The sequence below is a fragment of the Roseateles sp. P5_E8 genome (genome assembly GCF_054177665.1).
In genome coordinates, this window is record NZ_JBGCUM010000140.1 from 1 (window position 1) to 849 (window position 849).

1 protein-coding gene is annotated in these 849 nt (G+C 74.9%); it reads right to left on the minus strand.

Annotated elements, in window-relative coordinates; genetic code table 11:
* Positions 1-116: 116 nt before the first annotated feature.
* The gene (locus tag ACXRVZ_RS27660; protein WP_458233137.1) at positions 117-821 is read right to left on the minus strand and encodes a hypothetical protein; all 705 of its coding nucleotides are present in this window, start codon (positions 819-821) and stop codon (positions 117-119) included.
* Positions 822-849 lie beyond the last annotated feature (28 nt).

Genomic DNA, 849 nt, shown 5'->3' on the forward strand with positions numbered 1-849 from the left:
GCCGCCGAGCGCGGCCTGCAGGCGGTCGATCGCCGCCGCCGCGCGGGCGGCCGTGGCCGCCGTGGCCAGTTCCCGCGGGTCGGCGTTGACGCGTGCCGCCAGGTCGGCGGGCAGGGTCAGGCCGGCGCCGTCGATGACGTCCAGGCTGAGCACCAGCCGCCGAGCGCGGCCTGCAGGCGGTCGATCGCCGCCGCCGCGCGGGCGGCCGTGGCCGCCGTGGCCAGTTCCCGCGGGTCGGCGTTGACGCGTGCCGCCAGGTCGGCGGGCAGGGTCAGGCCGGCGCCGTCGATGACGTCCAGGCTGAGCACCAGCGTCAGGCTGGTCGATGCGAGCTGGCTGGCGATGCGGCCCAGCGATTGCACCAGCGCCTCGGAGTAGGCGCCGCTCGTCGGCTCAAGCTCGTTCCAGCGCAGCGTGACCAGCAGCGACTGTGCGCCGAGCTCGCGCGCCGCGAGCACGCGGACCGGCAGGTCGGTGGCCGCCGTGTCCAGTTGCTGGGCGATCAGGCGCTTGCCTTTCGGGCGTGCCTGCGGGAAGGCCATCGGGTCGTTGTCGTCGGGGTCGTTGCCCCAGGGCGACCACAGCCGGCTCGGCGGCGTGGCGCTCTTGATGAGGTAGGCCTGCCGGGGGTCGCCGTAGGAGTCCTGGTCGAGGTCGACGAAGAACACGTTATAGCCGGGCGGCAGCTGCGCCTGGCTCCCGCAGGGCAGCGCCAGGACGGCCGTGAGCAGCAGGCCGAGCCAGCGCGAGCGCGGCGTCACCGGGCGACGCCACGGGGGCGCTCCGAAGAACCGGAAGACGGACGAAGCTACTGATGTCACGGCAGGCTCCCCGGGGTCGGATGGCCCC